The sequence below is a fragment of the Streptomyces sp. NPDC015220 genome (genome assembly GCF_043079345.1).
GTDB lineage: Bacteria > Actinomycetota > Actinomycetes > Streptomycetales > Streptomycetaceae > Streptomyces.
Genome location: NZ_JBIBUK010000014.1, coordinates 54,858 through 78,647, shown reverse-complemented (window position 1 = coordinate 78,647; position 23,790 = coordinate 54,858). Strand labels below are relative to the sequence as shown.

25 protein-coding genes, 1 pseudogene and 1 riboswitch are annotated in these 23,790 nt (G+C 75.4%); of the genes and pseudogenes, 15 read left to right on the top strand and 11 right to left on the bottom strand.

Going from position 1 to position 23,790, the window contains the following annotated elements:
* Positions 1-329: 329 nt before the first annotated feature.
* The 3 genes from ACF061_RS25280 to ACF061_RS25270 all read left to right on the top strand — a co-directional run bounded on the left by ACF061_RS25280 (position 330) and on the right by ACF061_RS25270 (position 1,342).
* Entirely contained in the window at positions 330-620 is a 291-nt protein-coding gene (locus tag ACF061_RS25280; RefSeq protein WP_392269245.1) for a hypothetical protein, read from the top strand.
* Between the two features lie 61 nt (positions 621-681).
* On the top strand, positions 682-1,050 hold the full coding sequence (locus ACF061_RS25275; RefSeq protein WP_392269244.1) for a DUF6479 family protein: 369 nt from the start codon (positions 682-684) through the stop codon (positions 1,048-1,050).
* A 112-nt stretch (positions 1,051-1,162) separates the two neighbouring features.
* The gene (locus ACF061_RS25270) at positions 1,163-1,342 is read left to right on the top strand and encodes a hypothetical protein (protein WP_392269243.1); all 180 of its coding nucleotides are present in this window, start codon (positions 1,163-1,165) and stop codon (positions 1,340-1,342) included.
* 89 nt (positions 1,343-1,431) lie between these two features.
* On the opposite strand, the gene ACF061_RS25265 is transcribed toward ACF061_RS25270, so the two are convergent.
* Genes ACF061_RS25265 through ACF061_RS25255 form a run of 3 tightly spaced genes read right to left on the bottom strand, consistent with a single transcriptional unit; the run spans position 1,432 to position 3,885 of the window.
* The gene (locus ACF061_RS25265) at positions 1,432-2,019 is read right to left on the bottom strand and encodes a hydrolase (protein WP_392269242.1); all 588 of its coding nucleotides are present in this window, start codon (positions 2,017-2,019) and stop codon (positions 1,432-1,434) included.
* 4 nt (positions 2,020-2,023) lie between these two features.
* Positions 2,024-3,427: an MFS transporter gene (locus ACF061_RS25260; RefSeq protein ID WP_392269241.1), complete on the bottom strand. Its 1,404-nt coding sequence runs from the start codon at positions 3,425-3,427 to the stop codon at positions 2,024-2,026.
* Positions 3,424-3,885 carry a MarR family winged helix-turn-helix transcriptional regulator gene (locus tag ACF061_RS25255; protein ID WP_392269240.1) on the bottom strand — a complete coding sequence of 154 codons (462 nt, stop codon included), beginning with the start codon at positions 3,883-3,885 and terminating at the stop codon, positions 3,424-3,426. Before ACF061_RS25255 ends, ACF061_RS25260 begins: the two co-directional genes overlap by 4 nt.
* Positions 3,886-4,022: 137 nt before the next feature.
* Between ACF061_RS25255 and ACF061_RS25250 the strand changes: the two genes are divergently transcribed.
* A complete protein-coding gene (locus ACF061_RS25250) occupies positions 4,023-4,532 on the top strand; it encodes a metallophosphoesterase family protein (RefSeq protein WP_392269239.1) in 510 nt (169 codons plus the stop codon).
* A gap of 839 nt (positions 4,533-5,371) precedes the next feature.
* Here the strand turns inward: ACF061_RS25250 and ACF061_RS25245 are convergent.
* The gene (locus ACF061_RS25245) at positions 5,372-6,478 is read right to left on the bottom strand and encodes an XdhC family protein (RefSeq protein ID WP_392269238.1); all 1,107 of its coding nucleotides are present in this window, start codon (positions 6,476-6,478) and stop codon (positions 5,372-5,374) included.
* A gap of 627 nt (positions 6,479-7,105) precedes the next feature.
* On the opposite strand from ACF061_RS25245, the pseudogene ACF061_RS25240 reads away from it, so the two are divergent.
* A pseudogene (locus ACF061_RS25240) lies at positions 7,106-7,471 on the top strand (GDSL-type esterase/lipase family protein); the annotation flags it as partial.
* Positions 7,472-7,555: 84 nt separating this feature from the next.
* On the opposite strand, the gene ACF061_RS25235 reads toward ACF061_RS25240, so the two are convergent.
* The 3 genes from ACF061_RS25235 to ACF061_RS25225 all read right to left on the bottom strand — a co-directional run bounded on the left by ACF061_RS25235 (position 7,556) and on the right by ACF061_RS25225 (position 10,623).
* Entirely contained in the window at positions 7,556-8,785 is a 1,230-nt protein-coding gene (locus ACF061_RS25235) for a glycosyltransferase (RefSeq protein ID WP_392269355.1), read from the bottom strand.
* Positions 8,786-8,968: 183 nt separating this feature from the next.
* Positions 8,969-9,817, bottom strand: coding sequence for a bifunctional 5,10-methylenetetrahydrofolate dehydrogenase/5,10-methenyltetrahydrofolate cyclohydrolase (locus ACF061_RS25230; protein ID WP_392269237.1), 849 nt, complete (start codon positions 9,815-9,817; stop codon positions 8,969-8,971).
* Positions 9,818-9,837: 20 nt separating this feature from the next.
* A riboswitch (ZMP/ZTP riboswitch) is annotated at positions 9,838-9,922 on the bottom strand.
* A 335-nt stretch (positions 9,923-10,257) separates the two neighbouring features.
* Entirely contained in the window at positions 10,258-10,623 is a 366-nt protein-coding gene (locus ACF061_RS25225; RefSeq protein WP_392269236.1) for a nuclear transport factor 2 family protein, read from the bottom strand.
* Positions 10,624-10,826: 203 nt separating this feature from the next.
* Between ACF061_RS25225 and ACF061_RS25220 the strand changes: the two genes are divergently transcribed.
* Positions 10,827-11,912 carry an S-(hydroxymethyl)mycothiol dehydrogenase gene (locus ACF061_RS25220; RefSeq protein WP_392269235.1) on the top strand — a complete coding sequence of 362 codons (1,086 nt, stop codon included), beginning with the start codon at positions 10,827-10,829 and terminating at the stop codon, positions 11,910-11,912.
* Positions 11,912-12,541 (top strand): MBL fold metallo-hydrolase, encoded by a 630-nt coding sequence (locus ACF061_RS25215; RefSeq protein ID WP_392269234.1) that lies wholly within the window; start codon positions 11,912-11,914, stop codon positions 12,539-12,541. Before ACF061_RS25220 ends, ACF061_RS25215 begins: the two co-directional genes overlap by 1 nt.
* A 256-nt stretch (positions 12,542-12,797) precedes the next feature.
* On the opposite strand, the gene ACF061_RS25210 is transcribed toward ACF061_RS25215, so the two are convergent.
* Positions 12,798-13,349, bottom strand: a complete 552-nt coding sequence (locus ACF061_RS25210) for a hypothetical protein (protein ID WP_392269233.1) — start codon at positions 13,347-13,349, stop codon at positions 12,798-12,800.
* 51 nt (positions 13,350-13,400) lie between these two features.
* Between ACF061_RS25210 and ACF061_RS25205 the strand changes: the two genes are divergently transcribed.
* The 4 genes from ACF061_RS25205 to ACF061_RS25190 all read left to right on the top strand — a co-directional run bounded on the left by ACF061_RS25205 (position 13,401) and on the right by ACF061_RS25190 (position 16,579).
* Positions 13,401-14,189, top strand: coding sequence for an SDR family NAD(P)-dependent oxidoreductase (locus ACF061_RS25205; RefSeq protein WP_392269232.1), 789 nt, complete (start codon positions 13,401-13,403; stop codon positions 14,187-14,189).
* Positions 14,190-14,693: 504 nt separating this feature from the next.
* A complete protein-coding gene (locus ACF061_RS25200; protein WP_392269231.1) occupies positions 14,694-15,389 on the top strand; it encodes a L,D-transpeptidase family protein in 696 nt (231 codons plus the stop codon).
* A 103-nt stretch (positions 15,390-15,492) separates the two neighbouring features.
* Positions 15,493-15,678, top strand: a complete 186-nt coding sequence (locus ACF061_RS25195) for a hypothetical protein (protein ID WP_392269230.1) — start codon at positions 15,493-15,495, stop codon at positions 15,676-15,678.
* 43 nt (positions 15,679-15,721) lie between these two features.
* Positions 15,722-16,579 carry an EamA family transporter gene (locus tag ACF061_RS25190; protein ID WP_392269229.1) on the top strand — a complete coding sequence of 286 codons (858 nt, stop codon included), beginning with the start codon at positions 15,722-15,724 and terminating at the stop codon, positions 16,577-16,579.
* Positions 16,580-16,702: 123 nt separating this feature from the next.
* Here the strand turns inward: ACF061_RS25190 and ACF061_RS25185 are convergent, their stop codons facing one another.
* Positions 16,703-17,749, bottom strand: a complete 1,047-nt coding sequence (locus tag ACF061_RS25185) for a hypothetical protein (protein WP_392269228.1) — start codon at positions 17,747-17,749, stop codon at positions 16,703-16,705.
* Between the two features lie 25 nt (positions 17,750-17,774).
* Here ACF061_RS25185 and ACF061_RS25180 point away from each other — a divergent pair, with 25 nt between their 5' ends.
* From ACF061_RS25180 to ACF061_RS25170, 3 genes are all read left to right on the top strand, one after another.
* Positions 17,775-18,953, top strand: a complete 1,179-nt coding sequence (locus tag ACF061_RS25180) for a MalY/PatB family protein (RefSeq protein WP_392269227.1) — start codon at positions 17,775-17,777, stop codon at positions 18,951-18,953.
* Positions 18,950-19,369 (top strand): PPOX class F420-dependent oxidoreductase, encoded by a 420-nt coding sequence (locus ACF061_RS25175; RefSeq protein WP_392269226.1) that lies wholly within the window; start codon positions 18,950-18,952, stop codon positions 19,367-19,369. The genes ACF061_RS25180 and ACF061_RS25175 overlap by 4 nt, the downstream gene beginning before the upstream one ends.
* A 368-nt stretch (positions 19,370-19,737) precedes the next feature.
* Complete coding sequence (locus ACF061_RS25170) at positions 19,738-21,000, top strand: glycosyltransferase 87 family protein (RefSeq protein ID WP_392269225.1); 1,263 nt, start codon at positions 19,738-19,740, stop codon at positions 20,998-21,000.
* A gap of 95 nt (positions 21,001-21,095) precedes the next feature.
* Here the strand turns inward: ACF061_RS25170 and ACF061_RS25165 are convergent, their stop codons facing one another.
* A complete protein-coding gene (locus tag ACF061_RS25165; RefSeq protein WP_392269224.1) occupies positions 21,096-21,509 on the bottom strand; it encodes a Zn-ribbon domain-containing OB-fold protein in 414 nt (137 codons plus the stop codon).
* A gap of 139 nt (positions 21,510-21,648) precedes the next feature.
* The gene (locus ACF061_RS25160; RefSeq protein ID WP_392269223.1) at positions 21,649-22,440 is read right to left on the bottom strand and encodes a TetR family transcriptional regulator; all 792 of its coding nucleotides are present in this window, start codon (positions 22,438-22,440) and stop codon (positions 21,649-21,651) included.
* Positions 22,441-22,587: 147 nt separating this feature from the next.
* On the opposite strand from ACF061_RS25160, the gene ACF061_RS25155 reads away from it, so the two are divergent.
* The gene (locus ACF061_RS25155) at positions 22,588-23,421 is read left to right on the top strand and encodes a hypothetical protein (protein WP_392269222.1); all 834 of its coding nucleotides are present in this window, start codon (positions 22,588-22,590) and stop codon (positions 23,419-23,421) included.
* Positions 23,422-23,790 lie beyond the last annotated feature (369 nt).

Genomic DNA, 23,790 nt, shown 5'->3' with positions numbered 1-23,790 from the left:
AGCCGTCGCAGGGGGTGCGCGCGAGGCCGACACGCGGACGGGGCGGACCGTGCGCCGGGCCGCGGCCGGCGGGCGGTACCGGCTCCGGCCCGGTGTCCGCGGCCGACGCCGCCTTGCCGCGCCGCAGTCCGGCGGCGGCGCGGACGGCCGCGCGGTCCTGGTCACCGGGAGTCCGGGCGGCCCCGACGACGGGAGTGGCGACGGGCGTGGCGCCGCCGGGTCGGTGGGAGTCCAGACCCGCCGCCCCACCCCGCCACACGGGTGCGCCGCGCCCGGGTCACGGCAGGTCGGAGCCCCGCGCGCCCCTGCCGTGCTTAGGGTCCTGGGCTGTGTCACACACCTTCGAAGAGCTTGTGGCGAAACAGCGGGCGGCCGACGAGGCGCACACTCGAGTCGAACAACTGCGTGAGAATTATGGGCCGCCCGCGCAGGAGCGGTGGACCGGGACGCAGAGCGAGACCTACGAGACGGCCTGGCGTGCCTGGCGCGACCTCGCCCGGGACCTCCAGGCGGCCCTGGGCGACTACGCGCACCAGGAGGGCAGGCCCCGCACCGAGGTCGAGGCCGAGGTGGAGCGGGCCGCGCGGCCGGACGGCGAGGCGGGCCCGGCGGCGCGCTGAACCCGCCGGCGCGGGCCGAGCGGCCGCGTATCCGCCGACCAGGGGCGGGTACCCGGCGCGCATGGACACCACCCGGTACGAAGCGGCGGCCGCGAGCTCGGCCGTCGGCATCATCCTTCTGGTCGTCGGCGGGCTGATCGTCGTCGGCCTGCTGATCTGGGCCGTGCGGCTCGGCATCAGGGTGAAGCAGCGCGAACCCAGGACCCCCCGGGGCGGTGAGCACCCCACGATGCCGGAGTCAGGGCCGGTCCACGAGACCCACCAGAAACGCGAACCGGACGAGGTCCCGCGCGCCGAGGAGACCGGCCGCCGCATGACCCCGCACGAACTCGGGTCCTCCGGCAGCAGACGCAGCGAGGACCAGAGCCGTCCCCGCTGGGACTCCGGCTCCGGCGGCTCCTTCGGAAGCGGCGGCTCCGGCGGCCGATGACGCCGGGCCGCCCCGCGGGGTTTGCGCGCGGTGCGCCCGGGGACCCGACCGAGACCACCAGGGTCCCGGTGGGATCCCGCCGGGACCGGACGCAGAGGGAAGACGAGGAGCCGTGACCGCGCACACCACCGAGAAACCGGCAGTCCACAGCACCGAGACGGGCTGGGCGACGGCCCGACGGCGGCGGGAGGAAGGCGTTCGCACCTGCCTTCCGGCGCTGGAGGAGGAGCGCGGCGGCCCGCGCCGGGACCGTACCGGTTCCGAGTGGAACATCGTGCGCGGCGAGGACTGACCGCCGCCTCCCGGCCGCGCGACCATCACCCGTACGGGCCCCCGCGGGGGTGCCCGGCGCCGAGTGCGCCGGGCACCCCCGCGGCCGTGTCAGCCGTGGGTCTTGGCGAGCAGTTCGAGGACCTCGGCGGTGGTGCCCGTCTCGCCCAGCCGCGGGAAGATCCGCTCCACGCTGCCCCGGTGGGCCTCGGCGTCCAGGTCGGTCATCGCGTCGGTGGCCAGCGTGACGTGGTAGCCGTGCTCGTGGGCGGCGCGCGCGGTGGACTCCACGCCGATGCTGGTGGCGATGCCGGTCAGCACGATCTGCGTCACCCCGCGGCGACGCAGCTGCACATCGAGGTCGGTGCCGTGGAAGGCGCCCCAGTTGTGCTTGGTGACGGTGATGTCGCCCGGGCGGCCGGCCAGTTCGGGGACGATCACGTCCCAGCCCTCGGGGCGGCCGCCGCCGCCGGAGCGCGCGGCCTCGGTACGGCCGGGCACGGCGTCCGCGAAGTCGGCGGCGAAGGAGACCCGGACCAGGACGACGGGCAGCTCACGGGCGCGGAAGGCCTCGGCGAGCTCGACCGTCCGGGCGACCACCTCGGCGCTCGGGTGGGGAGCGGTGGGCCCGGAGACGATGCCGGCCTGGAGATCGATCACCACGAGGGCGGTGCGGGGGTCGAGGGTGGTGAGTGCCATGTGCTCAGGCCTTTCGGGGGGTGAGGTGTGCGAGTGACCGGTCGGGCAGCGTGCTCAGCAGGAGCAGCACCGACCCGGCGACCATGAACAGGGCGAGGCCGTGCAGCCCGCCCGTGTCGGCGCGGTGGGGGAAGAACGCCGCGGTGGCGGCGGACGCCCCCAGCGCGCCGAGGTACATGAAGGTGCGCAGCAGCCCGGCGGCCGAGGCGATCCGCGCGGGATCGGCCTGCCGGTAGAGCGCGTTCTGGTTGGCGAGGCCGATCAGCCCCTGCGGTACGCCCATCAGGACCCCGGCGGCGAGCAGTACCCACACCGGGCTGCCCGGGCCGACCAGCAGCAGGGTCGCACAGGCCACGATCTGGACGGCGGCCCCGGCGACCAGCTTCGCCCGAACGGCCTCGCGGCGCCCGGTGAGGGTGGAGACGGTGAGCGCGGCGCCCGACAGCGGCAGCAGCACCAGACCGGCGGTGGCGGAGGACAGCCCGCGGCCCTCCTCCAGCCACTGCGTGTAGCCGTACATGAGGGCGTAGGAGGTGGTGTAGCCGAGGAGCTGGCGCACATAGGTGGCCAGCAGCGGCACATTCCCGCCCAGCACCCGCAAGTCCACGAACGGCTGTGCGACCCGCAGTTCCCGCACCGCGAAGGCGGCGCCCGCCGCGGCGGCGAGCAGCGGTAGGTACCAGCGGTCCGTCCGCGGCGCCGTCAGGAACAGCATCAGCGCCACCAGAGTCCCGGCGAACAGGACCATGCCGGGCGGATCGACGTCCCCGCGCGCCGCCCCGGACCGCTCCTCCCTCGACAGCCGCAGGGAGCCGAGGACCAGGCAGGCCGCCGACAGCGGCACATTGACGGTGAACACCGCGCGCCAGCCGCCGACCCCGATCAGCAGTCCGCCGAGCGCGGGGCCGACCACGGCCACCGTCTGGTTGGCGACGGCGAGCGCGGTCAGCACGCCCGCCGGCCCCTCCTGCCCGGTCCGCTCCGCCTCCCGCCGGGTGAGCTGCATGGACGCCGGATAGGCCGCGGAGGTCCCGAACCCCAGCAGCACCCGCGCGCCGATCAGCGCGCCCAGCGACGGCGCCAGCGCGCCCAGCACGCCGGCGACGCCCACCAGCGCCGTACCGGTGAGGTAGAGCCGGCGCGGCCCGTACATGTCCACCAGCCGCCCGACGACCGGCTGTCCCACGGCGGTCGCCAGATAGAGCGCCGAGACCAGCCAGACCGTCCGGGCGGGCGGCGCCCCGAAGGCGGTGCCGATCGGGACGAGGGCCACCGCGATCATCGAGGAGTTGATCGGGTTCAGGACCGAGCCCAGGATCATCGGGGCGATCAGCCGGCGGTCGAACCCGACGGGGGCCGGGCGCGCCGCGGCCGAGCCCCGCGCGGCCCGGGTGAGCCTCGCCGTCACGGCCGGGACAGCCGTTCCATCAGGGTGAAGGCCGCGATGAGCGTCTGCCGCTCCTCCTCCGTGTAGCGGTCCTCCAGTGCCCGGGTCAGCCATTCCGCGCGGATCTCACGGTTGCCCTCGATGCGCTCCCGGCCGTCCTCGGTCAGGGTGACGAGCTGCCGCCGGCCGTCGTCCGGGTCCGGACTGCGCCGGATCAGCCCGTGCTGCTCCAGGGCGGCCAGCGTGGCGGCCATCGACTGCGGCCGGACGCCCTCCGCGGCGGCCAGGGCGCTGGCCGTGGCCGCACCGTGCTTGCCGACCAGGGTGAGCGCGGAGACCTGGGACGGTGTGAGGTCCTCGTCCCGCGCCACCTCGCGTATCCGGCGGCGCAGCCTGCTGAAGACCACCCGCAGGTCGCGCGCGGCCCGGGCGGCGGAGACGGATATGCCCTCGGGCACCTCGGTGGGCTTGTCGTCCATGGCGTCACGGTAGGGCCGTGAAGCAAAACTGTCCAGTCTGGACTGAACAGTTTGCCTGAAGGCTTTTCGGCCGGCCAGGCGCAGCCGCTCCCCGCGCAGTCGATCTCCGGCACGGCGTCCCGCAGTACCCTGGCCCCGTGCGCCTGCTCCTGATCGCGGACACCCATCTCCCCAAGCGCGCCAAGGCCCTGCCGGAACGGCTGCTCGCCGAACTCCCGCGCGCCGACGTGGTCTTCCACGCCGGGGACTGGGTCGACACCGCCACCCTGGACCTGCTGGAGAGCCGCAGCCGCCGGCTGATCGGCGTCTACGGCAACAACGACGGCCCCGAACTGCGCGCCCGCCTGCCCGAGGTGGCCCGCGCCGACCTGGACGGGCTGCGCTTCGGCGCCGTCCACGAGACCGGACCGGCTCAGGGTCGCGAGGCCCGCTGCGCCGCCCGCTTCCCCGATCTCGACGTGCTGGTCTTCGGCCACAGCCACATCCCCTGGGACACCACCGCCCCCACCGGGCTGCGCCTGCTCAACCCCGGCTCCCCGACCGACCGCCGCCGCCAGCCCCACTGCACCTACATGACCGCCACCGTCGCCGACGGCCGGCTCGCCGAGGTGGAACTGCACCGGCTGCCGCCGCGCCCGGCCGCCTGAGCGCCCCCGGCCCTGTCGTCCGGCTCCCGCCCGCCGGGCGACACGCTCCGGCCGGTCGGCGGCCGGCCGACGGGGACCGAACGCCGCCGCGCCGTGGCAGTGGGCCAGGCCGACCTGGACGCGCGGTCGACGGCAGCCGGACGCCGCCGCGCCGTGACACTCGGCCGGGCCGAGACGGTGCGCAGCGGCCCCCCGACCTGCGACCGCGGCGGTGGTTTCCACTGGAAAGGCGCCCGCCGGTGCCCCCGGCGGGCACGCACACCGGAGGGCGGCCCCCGTCAGGGCCGCCCCAGGGTCACTATTCCCTTTCTCGTTTCCGACTTCTCGGCGAGATCCGGGCCGCTCCGTGCGCGGAAGCAGCCCGGAAGCTGCGAGTATGCGCTGTCACGGACCTCCTTCCAGCGGGGGTGTGCCGCACATGTGCTGCAGAGGCGTGCATGCCTCATCCGTTGCTGGCCGCCTACCCCTCCTGCGGGACCCCAACCACCTAATCCGGCAATCCTGGAAAAAATCGAAAAATCGCTGTTCACATGGGCACCACGCACCCGGTGGGCCCACAGTGGCCCCACCGGGAACAGCTCCGGCCCGTCGGCCGCGCGGGAACAGCTCCGGCCCGTCGGCCGCGCGGGAACAGCTCCGGCCCGTCGGCCGCGCGGGAACAGCTCCGGCCCGTCGGCCGCGCCGAGGCGGCCCACCGGTGATCGTGGACCGCCTGCCAGGCGTCGTCGGCCGGGGGGTGCCGCGAAGACGGGGGCGGTTCCGGCACCCCCGCTTGCGTACATCGGTCCCGGGACCCCCTCCCGGTACGTACATCGGTCCCGGACTTCCGCTCCCGGACATCAGGCGGAGCCGTTGGAATGGATGGCTCCCGCGGTCGCGGTCAGGGGCGCGCCGGTGCCGCCCCAGCGCAGCGAGATGATCTCGGCCGCGACGGACACGGCCACCTCCTCGGGCGTACGGGCGCCCAGATCGAGGCCGACCGGCGAGCGCAGCCGGGACAGCTCGTCCTCGGTCAGACCGGCGTCGAGCAGCCGCTCCATCCGTTCGTGGTGGGTACGACGGCTGCCCATCGCCCCGATGTAGGCGGCCGGCCGGCGCAGCGCCTCCGCCAGCAGCGGGACGTCGAACTTGGGGTCGTGGGTGAGCACGCAGATCACCGTGCGCTCGTCGGTGTCCGTACCGTGCAGGTAGCGGTGCGGCCAGTCGACCACGACCTCCACGGCGTCGGGGAACCGCCTGGGCGTGGCGAACACCGGGCGGGCGTCGCACACCGTGACCCGGTAGCCGAGGAAGGCTCCGATCCGGACCACCGCCGCCGCGTAGTCGATCGCGCCGAACACCAGCATCCGCGGCGGCGGGGCGAAGGAGTGCAGGAACACGGTGACCGCGTCCTCGCGCCGCTCGCCGTGCGTCCCGTAGTGCCGCGTGCCCGTGGCGCCCAGGGCGAGCCCGCCCCGGGCGTCCGAGGTGACCGCCACGTCCAGGCCGGGCGCGCCCAGGGTGCCCGCCACCGTCTCCGGCCACACCGAGAGGGTGGCCCCGCGCGGCGCGGGCCCGTCGACCACGCTCGCCACGGTCACCGGCTCGCCGGCGGCGACCGACGCCGCGACCGCGCCGAACGCGGGATCCGCCTCGGCTGTCACGAGTCTGACCAGCACACCGATCTCGCCCCCACAGGTGAGCCCGGCCGCGAGCGCGTCCTGGTCGCCGTGGCCGAAGGTCGCCAGGCGCGCCTCCCCGCCGGCCGCCACCTCCTGGGCCAGATCGAAGACGGCCCCCTCCACACAGCCCCCGGACACACTGCCCACCACCTCGCCGTCCGGGCCGGCCGCCATCGCCGCGCCGGGGTCGCGCGGTGCGCTGCGGCTGACCGAGACGACGGTGGCCAGCGCGAACGGCACCCGTGCCGCGTACCAGCGCGCCAGGACCGGAAGGATGTCACGCACGCCGCGCTCCCTTCCCGCGGTGTTCCCCAGGAGGCCGGTGGCCCCCGTGGTGCCGGTGGTGTCCGTGCCGGGGCGGTGCTCCGCCGGGCGTCCTCGCGCGCAGCCGCCGGCCGCCACGCCGGACCCCGCTACGGTCGGCTCGCGCGGCGGACCGCCCGAAGCCGTGGCCGCGCCGAGCCGTGGCCGCCCCCGGGAGTGACGGCCGCACCGGAGCGCGCGCCGCCCGTGCGACGCGCACCGCGGCGGCGTCCGGCCGCCGTCGTGGGCCGGACCGTGGACGGTGCGTGAGGGCAGCGGACGACCAGCGTGGTGCAGGTCACTCTATGACCGGGGCCCGGGCACGGCGACTGGTGCGGCGGCGTCGTTGGCCGGGCCCCGGTCCGGCGCTCCGCCCGTGCCACCGGTGGCGCCGGTGGCGCCCGTGCCGCCCGTGGCGCCGGTGGCGCCCGTGCCGCCGTGCCGCCCGTGCCGGTCGCGGCGGACCAGCCGTCGAGGGCCGCACGGCTCGCCGCCCTCGGCACCGCCACCGAGCCGATCCCCCTGCCGGGGGCTCGCCGCCGAACGGCTCGCCGGCGCGCTCGGCCGGGCCGTGCGGACGGCGCGGCCATGCCCGAGCAGCCGCCGCCGTCGCCCGGGGCACGGCGGCGGATCACCGCGGACCTCATCGGCGCCTACCGGCAGATCATCACCCGCGCCCACGCCCAGGGCATCCGCGTCTACGGCGCCACCCTCACCCCCTTCGGCGGCAACGGCTACGACGACCCGGCCGGCGCCCACGAGGCCGCCCGGCAGGCGGTCAACCGGTGGATCCGCACCAGCGGACGGTTCGACGCCGTCATCGACTTCGACCGGACGGCCCGCGACCCCGGCGACCCCCGCCGACTGCTGCCCGCCTACGACACCGGCGACCACCTCCATCTCGACCCCGCCGGCTACCAGGCCCTGGCCGACGCCGTGCCCACCGGCCTGTTCCAGCGGCGCACGGACCACTGAGCACGGCCCGCGGGGCCGTCCGCGCGACGCCCGCCGGGGAGGGCGGGGCCCGGCGGCACGTCGCCGTCGCCCCGGGGGCGGCCGTCAGCCCGCCAGCCGGTCGACCGCGGACAGCACCGGCGCGACGCCGTCCTCCGCACGGATCCGGGCGCCCAGCGCCTCGGCCCGCGACCGGTGCGCGGGATCCCGCGTGGCCCGGTCGAGGGCCGTCGCGAGCGCGTCGGCGGTGAGCGCGCGCAGCGGGACGGCGCTCGGGGCCACACCCAGCGAGATCAGCCGCTCGGCCCAGAAGCCCTCGTCGAACTGGACCGGCAGGGGCACCGCGGGCACCCCGGCGCGCAGGCCGGCCGCCGTCGTGCCCGCCCCCGCGTGGTGCACCACGGCGGCCATGCGTGGGAACAGCGCCGAGTGCGGGACCTCCCCGATGGCCAGCACGCCGTCGCCGGACGCCTCCAGCCCGCCCCAGCCCCGCTGCACCACCCCGCGCAGCCCGGCCAGCCGCAGCGCGCGCACGATCGTCCGGCTCAGCCCGGCCGGGTCGGGCACGGTGGCACTGCCCAGGCCGACGAAGACCGGCGCCGCCCCCGCGTCCAGGAACTCCCGCAACTCGTCGGGGAGTCGTTCGCCGCGGTCGTGCGGCCACCAGTAGCCGCACACCTCCAGACCGGCCCGCCAGTCGCGCGGCCGGGGCACCACCAGCGGGCTGAACCCGTGGAGCACCGGCCGGCGCCGCCCCGCCAGGACGCGCCCCGGCATGCCGGCGCGGGCGGCGGGCAGCCCCAGCCGGGTCCGCACGGCGGGCACGGCCGCCGAGAAGACCCGCTCCACGGCGAGGTCGACCCCGTGCCAGGCCAGCCGGTTCGCCGCCCCGCCCCAGTGCCCGCCGCCGAGCAACGGGGGCGCGAACTCCCTGGTGGGGGAGAGGGGTTGAAGGTGAGCACCGATACTGGGCATGCCGAGCGCCTCGGCGATGGCGTGCCCGACCGGTCCCAGGGAGCCGGACAGCAGCAGCACGTCGTTCTTCTCGGCCGCCGCGATCAGATCGTCCGTCATGCGGGCCACGGCCGCCCGCGCCAGGCCGACGGCCCGGACCATCTTCCCCGCACTGGTGGCGCTGCGGTGCAGCCCCCGGCCGCGCGCGGAGTCGAGTTCGGCCCGCGGGTCCACCGGCAGCGGATGGAAGCCGAGCCCCGAGCCCTCGACCAGCGGTTCGAAGCACCCGTGGGTCACCAGGGTGACCGCGTGGCCCGCACGGGTCAGGCCGTGCCCCAGCCCGGTGAAGGGGGCCACGTCTCCCCGGGATCCCGCCGTCATGATCGCAACGCGCACGTCGGTCAGTATGCGGGCGGGGCGGCCCGCCGCCCGTGAACGACCCGTGGGGTGTCGGCGCCGTCACTCCGCGCCTTCCCCGCCACGCTGCGGAGGCCCCCCGGCCCGGGCCCGCCCAGCGGACCGGACCGGATCAGGGCGCGGCGCCGCCGCGCCCTGACGCGCCGGTCACACGCCGAGCTGCCGGGCGGCGGCCGTCACCGTCTGCTCCAGGAGCGTCGCGATGGTCATCGGTCCGACGCCGCCGGGCACCGGCGTGATGAGCGAGGCCCGCTCGACGGCGGAGTCGAAGTCCACGTCGCCGACGTTGCCCGGGTTGTAACCGGCGTCGACCACGACCGCGCCCGGCTTGATGTCCTGGCCGCGGACCAGCCGCGGCCGGCCCACGGCGGCGACGACGACGTCCGCCTCGCGGACCACGGACGACAGGTCCCGGGTCCGGGAGTGGCAGTACGTCACCGTGGCGTCGCGGGCGAGCAGCAGCATCCCCACCGGCTTGCCCAGGATCGCGCTGCGGCCGACCACCACGGCCCGCTTCCCGGCGAGGTCGACGTCGTGGGCGTCGAGCAGCCGCAGGATGCCGCCGGGGGTGCAGGAGACGAACCCCGGCCCCCCGAAGCTCATCGACGCGAAGGAGGCGAAGGTGACGCCGTCGACGTCCTTCTCCGGGGCGATCGCCTCGAACGCGGCCCGCTCGTCGATGTGTTCGCCGACCGGGTGCTGGAGCAGGATGCCGTGCACCGCGGGATCCTCGGACAGCGACCGCAGGGTGGCGACCAGTTCCCCGGTGCTGGTCCCGGCGGGCAGTTCCACGTGCCGGGAGGCGATGCCGGCCGTGCGGCACCGGTTCTGCTTCATCCGGACGTACGTCACGGACGCGGGGTCCTCGCCGACCAGCACGGTCGCCAGACACGGCGCCGTGCCCGTGCGGCCGGTGACCTCGGAGGCCTTCTTCGCGGTCTCCTCGACGATGCGGCGGGCCAGTGCGGTGCCGTCCATGAGGCGGGCCTGGGACATGAGCCACTCCTGAGCGTTCGACGGATCGCCCAGGCGCGCGGCTACGACTCTGTGTGGACCGCTCCCCGGTGGTGCTCCACCTCAGCGCCAGTCACGGCCCCGTCCCACCCTAACCGAGTCCGCGCCCGGGGTCAGGACATCCGTTCGGGCGGGTGCTCCGGACCGCCGTGGCCCGCGCGTCCTCCGCCGCCGCCCTGCCGCGCCCGCCCGCCGGGCGGACCCGGGCACGGCTCACCGGCGCCGGGCGTGCCGGGTGCGCGGCGCCCGGGGCGCCGGAGGACACGGCCGGGGCCGTACGGCCCGCAGCAGTGACCCGAGGAGGGCGGCGGACGCCGGCCGTGACCGCCGCGGCACGGAGGAGCGTGACCGCCCCAGACCCGCCCGGGCAGAGAAGGTCCAGGTCAGCCGGGAGCTCACCTGGATCCTCGCGGTCCGTCTGCCTATTCGTCCCATGCCTGGATCATGATCTGCTCGCTGATCTTGCCGTCGCGCAGCGAGATCATGGACTCGGCCAGGACCCGGACGCCGTCGGGATACCGGCAGGACTCCAGGAAGGCGACGTGGTCGCCCTGGACGACGCAGTGCTCCAGCGCGTGGGTCATGTCCCGGCCGTAGACCTCCTCCAGCATGGAGCCGATCTCGTCCCGGCCGTGCAGGACCTTGGGACGACTGGGCTGGGTGTCGCGGTCCACGATGCGGATCTCCGCATCGTCCGCGTAGAGCGACAGCAGCGTCGACGCCGCGTGGTCCTCGATGCCGCGGCGCAGGGTGTCGGTGTCGAACGAGGGGCTTGCGGTGGGTGCCATGGTGACCTCCTGCGGGGTCGCGGCCCTTCAGGAGCGGGCCGCGACGGGCCTCCTCTCCGAGACTCCTCCGCCCCGCCGGGCTCGGCAAGCGCAGCCGCGGGCGCCCGGCCGACGGGTCCCGGACGGCCCGGTCTCCGTGCCGTCGCCGATCAATCACGCGTAGGGTCGAGGGTGTACAACCGGTCTAAGGAAGGGACCCACCCATGGCGCAGGAAGTGCGCGGCGTGATCGCACCTGGGAAGAACGAACCCGTACGGGTCGAGACGATCGTCGTGCCGGACCCCGGGCCCGGCGAGGCCGTCGTACGGGTCCAGGCCTGCGGCGTCTGCCACACCGATCTGCACTACAAACAGGGCGGCATCAACGACGAGTTCCCCTTCCTGCTCGGCCATGAGGCCGCCGGTGTCGTGGAGTCGGTAGGCGACGGCGTCACCGACGTCGCTCCCGGCGACTTCGTGATCCTCAACTGGCGCGCGGTGTGCGGCAAGTGCCGTGCCTGTCTGCGTGGGCGGCCCTGGTACTGCTTCGACACCCACAACGCCGAGCAGCGGATGACCCTCACCGACGGCACCGAGCTCTCCCCGGCCCTCGGGATCGGCGCCTTCGCCGAGAAGACGCTGGTCGCGGCCGGCCAGTGCACCAAGGTCGACCCCGCGGTCTCCCCGGCCGTGGCCGGGCTGCTGGGCTGCGGCGTGATGGCCGGCATCGGCGCGGCGATCAACACCGGCAACGTGGGCCGCGGCGACTCGGTCGCGGTCATCGGCTGCGGCGGCGTCGGTGACGCCGCGATCGCCGGCGCCTACCTGGCCGGCGCGGCCAAGGTCATCGCCGTCGACATCGACGACCGCAAGCTGGAGACCGCCCGCACCATGGGCGCCACCCACACCGTCAACTCGAAGGAATCCGACGCGGTCGAGGCGATCCGCGAGCTGACCGGCGGGTTCGGCGCCGACGTCGTCATCGAGGCCGTCGGGCGCCCGGAGACGTACGAGCAGGCCTTCTACGCCCGCGACCTGGCCGGTACGGTCGTCCTGGTCGGCGTGCCGACCCCGGAGATGAAGCTGGAACTGCCGCTGCTGGACGTCTTCGGGCGCGGCGGGGCCCTGAAGTCGAGCTGGTACGGCGACTGCCTGCCCTCCCGCGACTTCCCGATGCTCATCGACCTGCACCTCCAGGGCCGCCTGCCGCTGGACAAGTTCGTCACCGAGACCATCCGGCTGGACGAGGTGGAGAAGGCGTTCGAGCGGATGCACCACGGCGACGTGCTGCGCTCGGTGGTGGTGCTGTGATGGCCGCCCGCATCGAACGCCTCGTCACCTCCGGGAAGTTCACGCTCGACGGGGGCTCCTGGGACGTGGACAACAACGTGTGGATCGTCGGCGACGACCACGAGGCGGTCGTCATCGACGCCGCGCACGACGCCGAGGCCATCGCCGCCGCCGTGGGAGGACGCCGGCTGACCGCCATCGTGTGCACCCACGCCCACAACGACCACGTCAACGCCGCCCCCGCGCTCGCGGACCTCACCGGCGCCAGGATCTGGCTGCACCGCGACGACCTGCCGCTGTGGAAGATGACCCACCCGGACCGGGAACCCGACGAACATCTCGCCGACGGCCAGGTGATCGAGGCGGCGGGCGCCGACCTGACGGTCCTGCACACCCCCGGCCACGCCCCGGGCGCGGTCTGCCTGTACGACCCCGGGCTCGGCGTCGTCCTCACCGGCGACACCCTCTTCCAGGGCGGTCCCGGCGCCACCGGCCGCTCCTACTCCAGCTTCCCGACGATCATCGACTCGATCCGCGACCGCCTCCTCACGCTGCCGCCCGAGACGAAGGTCCTCACCGGTCACGGCGACTCCACCACCATCGGCGCCGAGGCTCCGCACCTCCAGGAGTGGATCGCCCGCGGGCACTGAGCGGCGCGGCACCCGAGGGGCACCGGGGACGCAGGCCGCGGGCGGTCCGTACGGAGCACGCCGCGCACGCCTCGCCCGGCGCGCTCCGCGGGCCGGCGGGGCGTGACGCCCGGCCTGCTCGGCGCCGCCGCCGTGGACGGACGCGGCGCGCGCAACGGCCGGTCCGCTCCGGTGCCCCCTCGCCGGGGCATGGCTGCACCGTCCCCGACGGCGGCCGCCCCGGCGGCCCGGGACGCCGGCCGGCCGGGACGAGCGGCTACCGCCGGCCGTCCGGGGCCGGCCGCATGCCGGGCAGCGGCCAGCGGGCCGCGTGGCCCGGCGGCAGTTCGAGGTCGGCCCGCACGGCCGCGTAGTACCCCTGACGCGCGGCGCGCTGCCGCTCCAGCAGTTCCTGCCAGGCGTCCGGTTCCCGCCGCCCGTCGCGCAGGAACCCTTCCATCTCGATCACCACCACGACCCACACCCGCGCCCGCTCCACGACCTGCGGGCTGCCCAGCATGATCAGCGACTCGCCCGACGGGTCGCGGGCGAGGGCGGCCTCCGTCAGCAGCGGCTCGGCCTCGGCGAGGGGCAGCGGATGCGGATGCGGATCGTTGCCGAGGTGGGAGGCGACCCGGTAGGCCAGCGTGACGGACTTCTTGAGCGTGCGCGCGTAGTCCGAGTACACGGCGAGCCGGCGCTCCTCCCAACGGTCCTTCCGTTCCCGGCGGGACCGTTCCCGGTCGCTGCGCACGACCGCCAGGTACGAGCCGAGCGCGCCGATCACGACACCGATGAGCGCGGGGAGTTGCTGTACGAACGTGTCCATGCGGCGCACGCTATCTGCCGGTTCGATCGTCGCGGCAGTAGGTTCTGGCCCATGACGGACACGAGGCGTTTCGACGGACACGGCGTTCTCCTCACCGGCGCGGCCCGCGGCATCGGAGCGGCCACCGCCCGGCGGCTGGCCGAGGAGGGCGCCCGGGTGCTGGTCACCGACACCGACGGGGCCGAGGCGGAGCGGACCGCCGAGGCGTTGCGCGGGAGCGGGCTCGACGCCCGCGCGGCCGCGTGCGACGTGGCGGACCGGGCGGCGGTCGAGGCGGCGGTGGCGCGTGCGGTCGACGCGTTCGGCTCGCTCGACGTGCTGGTCAACTGCGCGGCCCACTGCACGCCCGACACCGCGTTGTTCGAGGACGAGCCGGACGACGCGTGGGCGCTCGATCTCGACGTCACCCTGACCGGCGCCCGCCGTTGCTGCCGTGCCGCGCTGCCCCACCTGGCGGCCTCCGGCCGCGGTGCGATCGTGAGCATCGGATCGGTCAACGGCGTCCAGGATTTCGGCAACCACGCCTACAGCGCGGCGAAGGCGGGGCTGGCCTCGCTGACCCGCACCCTCGCCGGGCACGCCGCCGCCCGGGGCGTGCGCGTCAACCTCGTGCTGCCCGGCACGGTCCGCACCTCGGCGTGGCGGGGCCGGGACGCCGAACTCGACCGGGTCCGCCCGCTGTACCCGCTGGGTCGCGTCGGCGAGCCGGAGGACATCGCCGCCGCGGTGGCCTTCCTGGCCTCCCGTGACGCGGCCTGGATCACCGGAACCGCGCTGACCGTCGACGGCGGCCTCACCGCGGTCAACACCGGCTTCCGCACGGCCGTCCGGGAGCCGTGACCCCGGCGGCCGCGGCTACCGGACGGACCTCGTGCCCCTCCTTCCGGGCCGGCTCGGCCGTCCGCCGCGGTCCGCCACGGGTCGTCGGACCGGCCGAGGACGGCACGGCGAGGGCGAGCCCCGCTCCGGCTCCGGCCGGAGCGGGCGCCCGACCGGCCCGCGCGGACCGGACACCCGGCGGGCGCGCCTCCGCCGGGCCGGGCCCCGCCCTCCGATCCGTCCGCCACCAGCACCGTCCGCCGCCACCACCACCGCTCACCTCCGGTCACGTCGGTCCCATGAGCCCCACGCCCCGCAGGGCTGGTCGCCTCACCACCCCGCGGCCGCCGCGCCATCCTGTCGGTGTGGTCGGTGTGGTCGGTGTGGTCAGCGCCCGCGCGACGCCCCCAATGTCACCGTTCCGTCTCGACCTGGGGTGCCCTACAACCGCCGTCCCCCCGAGGCTGTCTAGGAGTCCGAGAGCGCGGACACGCGAACGCACCGAGGGGGAAGGACCGTGCGGTCATGAAGCACATGGGCAGACGGGGAGCCGTCGTAGTCGGCGTCACCTCGCTGGTGGCGCCGCTCACACTCGCGCTCGGCACCGCGCCGGCGCAGGCGGCGAGCTGTACGACGCGGACCGGGCCGTACCAGAAGCAGGTCGAGAAGTTCCTGGGCCGCCGGGTCGACGGGCGGCAGTCGGCCGCCGACTGCACGGCGATCCGGGCCTTCCAGAACAAGCACGGCATCACGCCGGCCATCGGCTACGCGGGGCCCGTCACCTGGGGCGTGATGGACCTCATGAACAAGCAGAAGGCCGCGGGCAAGAAGCCCGACAAGGGCCACAAGTGCCCGACGAACAAGGGCCGGATCGCCTGCGTCGACCTGACCCTCCAGCTGAGCTGGATCCAGGACGGCAGCCGGCTCGTGTACGGGCCCGTGCCGGTGCGCACCGGACGGGACGGGTACGAGACCCGCACCGGCCTGAAGAAGATCTACTGGCGTGACATCGACCACGTCTCCACCCTCTACAACGTGTCCATGCCCTACAGCCAGTTCTTCGACGGCGGCCAGGCCTTCCACTCGGTCGGGCTGAGCATGTGGAACCCGCCGGGCTCGCACGGCTGCGTCAACATGACGGCGAAGGACGCCAAGAAGTACTGGTCGCTGCTGAGGAAGGGCGACGACGTCTTCGTGTACGGGCGCAAACCGGGAACGTGAGCCGGTGCCGGGCGGGTTGTGCCGGATCGACGTGATGAGTAACACGGTCCGAAATGCCCGAATCGATCGTACTTACTCACAGCGCCTTCACGTCGTCCGGCATATGCTTCACAGCATGTCCACCACTGTTGAAGCCGCCTCCGAGCGATCGGCCGCGGAGGTCAACGAGGAGATCCGGGCCCTGTGGCGCCGGTCGGGCGGGACACTGACCACCGAGCAGCGCGAGGTGTACCAGCGCCTCGTCCTGGAGTGGGCCCAGGCCGCTCCGCACTCGGACCGCGCCGCCTGAACCACCGGGCATCGCAGGGTCGTCCGGGGGCACCCCTTTGCGAATGGGTGCCCTTCTCGCTCTGGCCTCCGCCGTCCTGTACGGCATCGTCGACTTCGCCGGCGGGATGCTGTCCCGCCGCCTCCACTTCACCGCGGTCACGTTCCTCGGCCAGTTGGGCGGGCTGCTGCTCGCCGTCACCGCCGCGCTCCTTGTCCCGGCCCACTCGGTGCGCCCCGCGGACCTGTGCTGGGGCGCCCTGTCCGGCGTCGGCAGCGGCGCCGCCATGCTGTTGCTCAACCGGGGGTTGAGCCGCGGCGCCATGAGCGTCGTGGTGCCCGTGAGCGCCGTCACCTCCGTCGCCCTGTCCGTGCTGTGCGGCGTCCTCGTCCTCGGCGACCGGCCCACCTTCCTGGCCTGGGCGGGAATCGCCGTCGCCGCGCCCGCGCTCTGGCTCGTCTCCGGCGGCGGGGCCGCCCGCGCCCGCAGCGCGGGGGAGGGCGCGGGCCGCGGCACACCGGACGGTCTGTGGGCGAGCGCCGGCGTCGCCGTCCAGTACCTGGCGCTGGCTCAGGCGGGGCCGTCGAGCGGGTTGTGGCCCGTGGCGGCGGGCCGCCTCGCGGCGGTCGCCGTGCTGCTGCCGGCCGTCGTGGGCGGCACGCGTCCGCTCCGGGGCCCGCGCCCGTCCCCGGTACGCGCCGCGCAGGCCCTGCTGACCGGGGCGGGCGCGGCCCTCGCGCTGAGCCTGTACCTGCTCGCGGCCCAGCGGCAGATGCTCGCGGTCGCCGTCGTCCTCGCCTCCCTGTACCCCGCCCTCCCCGTCCTCCTGGGACTCGTGGCGCTGCACGAGCGGGTCACCAGGCGGCAGGCGGCCGGGCTGCTGGGCGCCGCGGCCGCCACCGTGCTGCTCGCGCTCGGCTGACCGGCCTGTCCGTGTCCGCCGCGGCCGAGCCCCGGATGGCGGAGCAGCCGGGCGCCCCGCCTCCGCACGCGGTGCGCCGCGGCCGTGTTCAGCGCGGGGCCGTCCTCCTGGCGTCGGCGCGGGTCAACGCCTCCCGTGCGCGGCGGAGTCGGCGTCCGCCCCGGTCCGCTCAGGTCCCAGCCGGGCCCAGCTCGCGGCGTCGCCCCAGACGGAGTCCGCGCCGACGTAGGGGCGAAGCAGCGCGGTGAGGGCCGGGTCGCCGTGTCCGTTCAGCTCGTCGGAGGCGATCTTGCGGGCGATGCCGGCCAGGAAGTCGGCGAGCTGCACCCGCGGATCGCGCCGTGAGTCGACGAGGTCCACGCCGGTCAGGCCGATGCCGTCCTGCCGGGCCGTCCGCAGCAGCCAGTCGACGCGGTCGGGGGTCAGCATGTTCTGCTGGTCGTGCACGAGCCGCACGCCGCGCCCCTGGGCGCCCCACCGCGCGGCCGTACGCAGGACCGCGGGCAGCAGCGGATTGAGCACGGGCAGCAGCGCCGGACCGGCCGCCACCCGGGCGCGGAAGGCGTCGGCACGCTCCCGGCTCCCAGCCAGCCGCTCCAGCACCGCCGCGACGCGTTCCGCCGGCCCGTCCGCCGGCCGGTGCCCGTCCCGCAGCTCCTCGACGCCGCGGAGGAACGCCTCGACCGGCGCCGCGGGCTCCCCGTCGTGCCTGGCCCGCAGCAGGTCGTTGGCGGCCCGGAGGAACCGCAGCCACCGGTGCGCGCCGAAGGCCCCCGGGCCGGCGCCGAACAGGGCGACCGCCGCCGCCGGGTCGCCCAGCAGCACGTCGACGGCCCGGTCCACCACGAAGAACGCCTTCTCGGTGAGGTCCACATGGGCCTGTCCGTACAGCGGCGCGGAGGGGGACAGCACCCACTCCAGCACCGCCCGGTGCTTCTCCCGCAGCAGATGCGTGGCCTTGTACTCCAGAGCGGGCGAGCGGATCCGGTCCCGTATCTCCCGCACGCACCCGGCCGCCGACTCCGCGGTCAGCAGCACGCTCGCGTGCGCGAAGACGTCCGTGTTCCCGCCGGTGAGGTTCTCGCCGTCCGATCCCGACTCGTCGCAGGCGACCTCCAGCGGCCCGCCCGGAGCGGGCCACCACGCACCGTCCGCGTCATTCCGGCTCACTCGTTCCGCCCCCTATCTTGTGCCCATGAACAGGATCCCGCACGACACGTCCGGTGAGCCGAATCCCCTGCGCGTCCTGACCCCCGACGACCTCGGGCGGCGTACCAGCATGAAGTGGCGCACCCATCCCGCCGACGTGCTGCCGCTGTGGGTCGCCGAGCTGGACGTGCCGCAGGCCGAGCCCGTGGTCCGGGCGGTCACCGACGCCCTCGCGCTCGGCGACACCGGCTATCCCGCGGGCACCGCCTACGCCGAGGCCCTCGCGGCCTTCGCCGCCGAACGGTGGGGCTGGAAGGGACTGGCGGTGGAGCGCACCGCGCTCGTGCCCGACGTGATGCTCGGCGTCGTGGAGATGCTGAAACTGGTGACCGGCCCCGGGGACCCGGTGATCGTCAACCCGCCGGTGTATCCGCCGTTCTTCCAGTTCGTGACGCACATGGACCGCCGGGTCGTCCAGGTGCCGCTCGGCGCCGACCTGCGCCTGGACCTCGGCGCCCTGGAGGAGGCCTACCGGCGGGCCGTCGCGGACGGCGGGCGCGCCGCCCACCTGCTGTGCAGCCCGCAGAACCCGACCGGCACCGTGCACACCGCCGAGGAACTCGCGGCCGTGGCCGCGCTCGCCGACCGGTACGGTGTGCGGGTCGTCGCCGACGAGATCCACGCCCCGCTGCTCGCCGCCGGCGCCGTCTTCGTGCCGTACCTGAGCGTGCCGGGCGGTGAACGGGGCCTGTCGCTGATGTCGGCGAGCAAGGGCTGGAACCTGCCCGGCATCAAGGCCGCACTCGCCGTCGCCGGACCGGACGCCGCCGCCGATCTCGCCCGGCTGCCCGAGGAGGTCGGGCACGGCGCGAGCCATCTCGGCGTCATCGCCCACACCGCCGCGCTGCGCGACGGCGTTCCCTGGCTGGACGCCCTGCTGGCCGGCCTCGACGACAACCGCCGGCTGCTCGCCGAGCTCCTGGCCGCCCGGCTGCCGGCGATCCGCCATCGTCCCGGGCAGGCCACCTACCTGGCCTGGCTGGACTGCCGCGCCCTCGGCCTCGGCGACGATCCCGCCCAGGTCTTCCTCGACCGCGGCCGGGTGGCGCTCAACTCCGGCCTCCCCTTCGGTACGGGCGGCGCCGGCCATGTGCGGCTGAACCTCGGCACCTCACCGGAACTGCTCGCCGAGGCGGTACGGCGCATGGCGGTGGCCGTCGGATGAGTGGCGAACAGGCCCTGCTGGAGCGGCTCGGGGCGGGCAAGTACCTGCTGCTCACCAGCTACCGGAGGAACGGCGCCCCCGTCGCCACCCCGGTGTGGGTGGTCCGGGACGGCGCGGCGCTCGGCGTCTGGACGGCCGCGGACTCCTGGAAGGTCGGGCGGATCCGCCATCGGGCCGACGTCCTCGTCGGCCCCTGCGACCTGCGCGGCAACCCGACCGGCGAGCAGGTCCCGGCGACGGCCGAGATCCGCGATCGGGCCACCACCGCCCGCTACCGCGCCCTCATCGCCCGCAAGTACGGCCTCGTCGGCCGCCTGACCCTGCTCGGCAGCCGGCTGCGCCGGGGCGGGCGGGGGACCGTCGGGATCCGGGTGACCCTCACGGCCGGCACCGCCCGCGCCCCCCGCCCGAGCTGATCGCCCGTGGGAGCCGGGCCGCCGGGGACCGGCCCGCTGCGTGGTGCGGCCCCCTCGCCTGGTCACCGGGCCGGCCCTACGACCGGGTCGGTACCGCCGCCGGGCCGGCACCGTCCCCGGCGTCGGCCCGGGGGCGGAGGCCGGGCCGGGACCGGGCGGGCACGGGATCGCGCCGGTGCGCCCGTCGTCCGCGTGGCATCGGCTCCGCGCCGGGTCCGCCGGGCTAGGCTGCGGGCGCCGCGGACGGGACGGGCGACGGTCACGGGGACCCGTGCGTTCGCCACCGACCGGCGCGGGCCCACGGGACGGCGGACCGGAGCCGCCGACCAATACCGGTGCGGCGGCGGGGACACGACGGAGCTGGTGCGGTGAAGGGAATCCGGGCCCGGGGCCTGGTGGCCGGGAAATGGCTGACCGAGCGGGCCGGCCGGTGCCTGGCCGGCTCCGTGACGCTGTACGTGCTGACCGCCGTCCTGCGGCCGTCCGAGCCGCTGGACCTGAGCGTCTACCGCGGGGCCGCGCCGCACCTGTTCTCGGGCGGCCTGTACGACTACGCGGTGCACACCGCCCCGCCCATCCCGGTGCTGCCGTTCACCTACCCGCCGTTCGCCGCGCTGCTGTTCACCCCGCTGTCGCATCTTTCCTGGGGCACCGTGATCCTGCTGTGGCGGGCCGTGTCCGTGGCGGCCCTGCTGGTGGTCACGGCCGGCGCCCTGCGCCTGCTGTCCCCGCGTGCCGGCGGCCGGGTGCGGGACCGGGCCCTGCTCTGGGCCGCCGCCGGACTCTGGCTGGAGCCCGTGCGCCACACGCTCGACCAGGGGCAGATCAATCTGCTGCTGGGCGCGGTGGTCGTCGGCGGCCTGGCTCTGTGCCGTGGCGCGACGGGCCGGGGCGCGGCCGTGGGGCTCGCGGCGTCGGTGAAACTGACCCCGGCCGTCGGCGGCCTGTACCTGCTGGCGACCCGGCAGTGGCGGGCGGCGGCGTGGGCGGCGGGCAGCGGACTGGCGGTCACCGCCCTGGCCTGGTGCGTCGCCCCGGGCGAGTCGGTGCGCTACTGGTCGGGGCTGGTGACGGACACGAGCCGGGTCGGCCCGGTGTGGTCGGTGCGCAACCAGTCCCTGCGCGGCGCGCTCACCCGGTTGCTCGGTCCGGACGTCGCCTCCTCGGGCCTGTGGTGGGCGGCGCTCGCCCTGGTGACCCTGGCGGCGGTCTCGGCCCTGCTCGGGGCCGTACGGAGCGGCGACCGGCTCGGCCTGCTGGTCACCGTGCAGTTGTACGGGCTGCTGATGTGTCCCATCTCCTGGAGCCACCACTGGATCTGGTGCGTGCCCGCCATGATCTGGCTGGCCCACGGCCGTCTCCGGCGGCGGCGGCTCAGCCAGGTGACCCTCGTCGTGTGGGCGCTGGTCACCGTCGCCCGCCTGGTGCCCCGGCTGTCCGGCGTGGAGGACGGCCTGGCCCGTCCCCTCCCGTACCCGGCGCCGCTCGCCTGGCCCGGAACCGTCTACGCCGTCTGCGCGGTGCTGACCTTCCTCGCCCTCGCCCAGGGCCCCGCCCGGTACCGGGCGCCCGCCGGGACTCCCGGCGCCGTGCGGTCCCGCGTCCTGCCGGACGGCTCCCTACCGTCCTGACTCCTCGCCGCTCACGCTGCCCCGACTCCGCGCCGGTCCCCGGACCGAACCGCTCCGGCCTGCCTCACCTCGGGAGCGAGGCAGCCGGCGGTGGGTCAGCTCCAGGCGCGGTACGACTCGTCGAGCAACTGGAAGACCGGCTCGCCCCGTACCGGGTCCTTCGTCGTGGACAGCCGGACCCGGTCGCCGCCGTGGATGCCGATGGGCGGGCCCATGACCCTGCCCCGCACGACGAAGCCCTCGGCCATCTCTATCAGCGACACGTTGCGCGCGGCGGGCGTGTTGCGGTGCACCACCGTGGAGTGGCGGACCGTGCCGGTGCCCTCGCTGCGTTCGGTGCGCAGCTCGCTGCCCCGGCACACCGGACACAGCAGCCGGTTGTACATCGCGGTGCCGCACCAGGTGCAGCGCTGGAAGTACAGGCCCTCAGGGTCGCGGGAGCCGGGCTCCAGGAGGCCGGTGGCGGAACCGGCCGCCGGATGAACGGTGTTGCCTGAGTGGTGGTACACGCTGGTCAACTCCCTGCGCTCGGCCGGAATCCCGCGTGCCCGGCCGAGTCCGCGCACGCCCGTGCGCGGTTCAGCGGTGCCACCGTGCACGGCGACAGCGTATGGCACTCAGTGCCAGAGGTAAAGGTACTGCGTACCATCAATCGACACGGTCCCCGGAGGGGCGGCCTCCGCCGAAAGCCGTCTCGATCTCCTGCACCACCCGCCACAGCGGCGCCCCGCGACGCGCCACGACGACGACCACGTCCTCCTCCCGGGACACCCGCGGCCGCTGCCCGCCGGGCACTTCGGGCGCGGGAGGCGTCGCGGCCGGCTCGCGGAAGGCGGTCCGCACCTGGTCCAGCGCGTGGTCCACCCTCGCGCACGCGTCGCCCCGACCGTCCGAACGCAGCCAGGAGCGCAGGGCGTTGTTGTGCGCGGCGACCACCGCGGCCGCGATCACATCGGCCATCAGCGTCCCGTCGGGCCGCCCGGCGAACCGGCCGCGCAGGTACTCGGCGAGGGCGCGCTCGTAGCGCCACACCACCGACAGTTCGTAAGCGCGCAGTCCCGGCACCTGTCTGGTGAGCCGGTACCGCTGCACCGAGAAGGTCGGGTTCTCGGCGTACATCAGCAGCACGAGACGGGCGGCGTCGCAGACCCGCCCCACCGGGTCGTCGTCCTCGCCCGAGGCGGCCAGGAAGGCCGTCATGTCGGCCAGGCACCGCTCGTGGTCGGGGAAGACCACGTCCTCCTTGGACGGGAAGTAGCGGAAGAAGGACCGCCGTCCGACCCCGGCGAGCGCCACGATGTCGTCCACGGTGGTCTGTTCGTACCCGCGTTCCAGGAACAGCCGGAACGCCGCCGCCGCCAGGGCGTCCCGGATCGGCGGCTTCGCGGTGGCCGCCCCCGCCTCGTCGCCGCCGCCGGGCGCCGCGTTGCCGAAACTCATGGACGGGAACGTAACATCCGCGCCGGGCCAACTTCTGGCACTGAGTGCAATATTCAGGGAACGGAGTGCCCCGCGAGCCGTCCCCGTGCCTCGCAGTAACCTTTCCTCACCCCCCTCCCACCGCGCGCCACGCCCCAGGAGCCCGCCATGCCGTCCGCCCGCCCCCGCCTCCTGTACGTCACCGACCTGGCGTACCCGGCGCGCGGTCGCCGTTACTGCGACGAGGACATCCGACTGACCGCCCGCCTCCGGGAGGACTTCGGCCTGGCCCTGTGCCACCCGCGCGACGCGGCGGACCTGATGGACGCCTTCGACGCCGTCGTCGTCCGCAACAGCGGCCCCGTCCTCGGGTACCGGGCGGCCCACGACGACTTCCGGAGCCGTGCGCTGGCCGCCGGCACCCGTGTCTACAACCCGCTCACCGGCCGGGCGGACATGACGGGCAAGCAGTACCTCCTCGACCTGACCGCCGCCGGGTACCCGGTCATCCCCACGGTCGACCGAGCCGAGGACCTGCACCGGCTGCCCGCGGCGGACCGTTACGTGGTCAAGCCGAAGCTGGGCGCCGACTCCATAGGGCTGCGCACCGTCCCCGCCGGCCGGCTGCCCGAGCTGGTCGACGGCACGGTCCTCGTCCAGCCGCACGTCGACTTCGTCCACGAGATCTCGTTCTGCTTCGTCGACCACGACTTCCAGTACGCCCTGTACGCCCCGGACCCGGAGCGGCGCTGGGAGCTGCGGCCGTACCGGCCCACCGGCGAGGACCTGGAGTTCGCCCGGCGCTTCATCGACTGGAACACCCTCTCCCACGGCGTCCAGCGGGTCGACGCCTGCCGCGCCCCGGGCGGCGAACTGCTGCTGGTCGAGCTGGAGGACCTCAACCCGTACCTCTCCCTGGACGCCCTCGACGACCAGGCACGGGACTCCTTCGTGGCCGCGCTGAAGGACTCGCTGCACCGCTTCCTCGCCGCCGCTCGCTGAGGGCGGCGACCGGTCCGCCGCGCGGGGCGGACGGTGACCGCCCGGGGCCGCCCGACGGGGCCCTGACAGCCGCCGACGGAAGGCGCCCGGGGGCGCCGGGGCCGTCCGGGCACGGACAGCCGGACGGCGGGGCCGCCCCGGGAACCGGCCCGCGTCGTCCGGCTCGGACGGACCGGCGCCCCGGCGCCCCGGCGGATCCGGCGGACCCGGCGGACCTGGGGGACCCGGGGGCCCGGGGGAAACCGTGACGGAACCCGGAGGAGCCGTGGAGGAACGGCGCGGCCGGGCCGGCGACGGTTGACGCGCCCCGAGGTGGGTGGACGGCGACGCTTGACGCGCCCCGAGGTGGGTGGACGGCGACGCTTGACG

What these genes read in the sequence shown, in the direction of transcription:
- ACF061_RS25180 (WP_392269227.1), top strand. Translation starts at nt 17,775, where the DNA reads ATGAACAGGATCCCGCACGACACGTCCGGTGAGCCGAATCCCCTGCGC.
- ACF061_RS25230 (WP_392269237.1), bottom strand. Translation starts at nt 9,817, where the DNA reads ATGTCCCAGGCCCGCCTCATGGACGGCACCGCACTGGCCCGCCGCATC.
- ACF061_RS25255 (WP_392269240.1), bottom strand. Translation starts at nt 3,885, where the DNA reads ATGGACGACAAGCCCACCGAGGTGCCCGAGGGCATATCCGTCTCCGCC.
- ACF061_RS25160 (WP_392269223.1), bottom strand. Translation starts at nt 22,440, where the DNA reads ATGAGTTTCGGCAACGCGGCGCCCGGCGGCGGCGACGAGGCGGGGGCG.
- ACF061_RS25215 (WP_392269234.1), top strand. Translation starts at nt 11,912, where the DNA reads ATGGCCGCCCGCATCGAACGCCTCGTCACCTCCGGGAAGTTCACGCTC.
- ACF061_RS25235 (WP_392269355.1), bottom strand. Translation starts at nt 8,785, where the DNA reads ATGACGGCGGGATCCCGGGGAGACGTGGCCCCCTTCACCGGGCTGGGG.
- ACF061_RS25220 (WP_392269235.1), top strand. Translation starts at nt 10,827, where the DNA reads ATGGCGCAGGAAGTGCGCGGCGTGATCGCACCTGGGAAGAACGAACCC.
- ACF061_RS25265 (WP_392269242.1), bottom strand. Translation starts at nt 2,019, where the DNA reads ATGGCACTCACCACCCTCGACCCCCGCACCGCCCTCGTGGTGATCGAT.
- ACF061_RS25210 (WP_392269233.1), bottom strand. Translation starts at nt 13,349, where the DNA reads ATGGACACGTTCGTACAGCAACTCCCCGCGCTCATCGGTGTCGTGATC.
- ACF061_RS25195 (WP_392269230.1), top strand. Translation starts at nt 15,493, where the DNA reads ATGCTTCACAGCATGTCCACCACTGTTGAAGCCGCCTCCGAGCGATCG.
- ACF061_RS25225 (WP_392269236.1), bottom strand. Translation starts at nt 10,623, where the DNA reads ATGGCACCCACCGCAAGCCCCTCGTTCGACACCGACACCCTGCGCCGC.
- ACF061_RS25155 (WP_392269222.1), top strand. Translation starts at nt 22,588, where the DNA reads ATGCCGTCCGCCCGCCCCCGCCTCCTGTACGTCACCGACCTGGCGTAC.
- ACF061_RS25205 (WP_392269232.1), top strand. Translation starts at nt 13,401, where the DNA reads ATGACGGACACGAGGCGTTTCGACGGACACGGCGTTCTCCTCACCGGC.
- ACF061_RS25190 (WP_392269229.1), top strand. Translation starts at nt 15,722, where the DNA reads ATGGGTGCCCTTCTCGCTCTGGCCTCCGCCGTCCTGTACGGCATCGTC.
- ACF061_RS25200 (WP_392269231.1), top strand. Translation starts at nt 14,694, where the DNA reads ATGAAGCACATGGGCAGACGGGGAGCCGTCGTAGTCGGCGTCACCTCG.
- ACF061_RS25175 (WP_392269226.1), top strand. Translation starts at nt 18,950, where the DNA reads ATGAGTGGCGAACAGGCCCTGCTGGAGCGGCTCGGGGCGGGCAAGTAC.
- ACF061_RS25275 (WP_392269244.1), top strand. Translation starts at nt 682, where the DNA reads ATGGACACCACCCGGTACGAAGCGGCGGCCGCGAGCTCGGCCGTCGGC.